This is a genomic window from Specibacter sp. NPDC078692 (assembly GCF_040686835.1).
Classification (GTDB): Bacteria; Actinomycetota; Actinomycetes; order Actinomycetales; family Micrococcaceae; genus Specibacter.
The window spans coordinates 1-1,926 of record NZ_JBFBLV010000063.1; the positions used below are offsets into that span (position 1 = coordinate 1).

Here is a 1,926-nt window from a genome sequence, read left to right on the forward strand (position 1 = left end):
GTTGTTGTTTGAGAACTCAATAGTGTGCCAAGTTTTATTGATACCAATTTATTTATATTGAATTGGTTATTTGGTTGTGTGTTGCCGCCCCTGTGGTGATGCATGATCGTTTAGCTGGTTTCGAATTTAGTGCATGCATTCGTCATCTTTTTCCGGTGTGAGTGTGTGTGTCTGTTTATTTAGTTATTAACGGAGAGTTTGATCCTGGCTCAGGATGAACGCTGGCGGCGTGCTTAACACATGCAAGTCGAACGATGAACCCGCTTGCGGGGGATTAGTGGCGAACGGGTGAGTAACACGTGAGTAACCTGCCCTTAACTCTGGGATAAGCCTTGGAAACGGGGTCTAATACTGGATATTGACTTTACCTCGCATGGGGTTTTGTTGAAAGATTTATTGGTTTTGGATGGACTCGCGGCCTATCAGCTTGTTGGTGAGGTAATGGCTCACCAAGGCGACGACGGGTAGCCGGCCTGAGAGGGTGACCGGCCACACTGGGACTGAGACACGGCCCAGACTCCTACGGGAGGCAGCAGTGGGGAATATTGCACAATGGGCGAAAGCCTGATGCAGCGACGCCGCGTGAGGGATGACGGCCTTCGGGTTGTAAACCTCTTTCAGTAGGGAACAAGGCCAGCATTTTTGTTGGTTGAGGGTACTTGCAGAAGAAGCGCCGGCTAACTACGTGCCAGCAGCCGCGGTAATACGTAGGGCGCAAGCGTTATCCGGAATTATTGGGCGTAAAGAGCTCGTAGGCGGTTTGTCGCGTCTGCCGTGAAAGTCCGGGGCTCAACTCCGGATCTGCGGTGGGTACGGGCAGACTAGAGTGATGTAGGGGAGACTGGAATTCCTGGTGTAGCGGTGAAATGCGCAGATATCAGGAGGAACACCGATGGCGAAGGCAGGTCTCTGGGCATTAACTGACGCTGAGGAGCGAAAGCATGGGGAGCGAACAGGATTAGATACCCTGGTAGTCCATGCCGTAAACGTTGGGCACTAGGTGTGGGGGACATTCCACGTTTTCCGCGCCGTAGCTAACGCATTAAGTGCCCCGCCTGGGGAGTACGGCCGCAAGGCTAAAACTCAAAGGAATTGACGGGGGCCCGCACAAGCGGCGGAGCATGCGGATTAATTCGATGCAACGCGAAGAACCTTACCAAGGCTTGACATGAACTGGAAATACCTGGAAACAGGTGCCCCGCTTGCGGTCGGTTTACAGGTGGTGCATGGTTGTCGTCAGCTCGTGTCGTGAGATGTTGGGTTAAGTCCCGCAACGAGCGCAACCCTCGTTCTATGTTGCCAGCACGTTATGGTGGGGACTCATAGGAGACTGCCGGGGTCAACTCGGAGGAAGGTGAGGACGACGTCAAATCATCATGCCCCTTATGTCTTGGGCTTCACGCATGCTACAATGGCCGGTACAATGGGTTGCGATACTGTGAGGTGGAGCTAATCCCAAAAAGCCGGTCTCAGTTCGGATTGGGGTCTGCAACTCGACCCCATGAAGTCGGAGTCGCTAGTAATCGCAGATCAGCAACGCTGCGGTGAATACGTTCCCGGGCCTTGTACACACCGCCCGTCAAGTCACGAAAGTTGGTAACACCCGAAGCCGGTGGCCTAACCCCCTTGTGGGGAGGGAGCTGTCGAAGGTGGGACTGGCGATTGGGACTAAGTCGTAACAAGGTAGCCGTACCGGAAGGTGCGGCTGGATCACCTCCTTTCTAAGGAGCACCAAACGCCACGAGATGACCCGCATGGGTTGTGTTGGTGGTGTGAGGAGTAAAGACCTGCTGCGAGAACGTTTGTTTCTCGGTGGGTTGCTCAAGGGTGGAATATCAATAAAATAGTCTTTTGATCGGCGACTGGCTTCCTGGTTCAAGTACAGCACCCTTTGGGGTGCGGGGAACGAATCGTACGGGTTGTTAG

1 rRNA gene is annotated in these 1,926 nt (G+C 53.6%); it reads left to right on the forward strand.

Annotation, left to right across the window (positions count from 1 at the left end):
* Window positions 1-186: 186 nt before the first annotated feature.
* Window positions 187-1,721, forward strand: a 16S ribosomal RNA gene (locus AB0O97_RS20170).
* The last annotated feature ends 205 nt before the right edge of the window (window positions 1,722-1,926 follow it).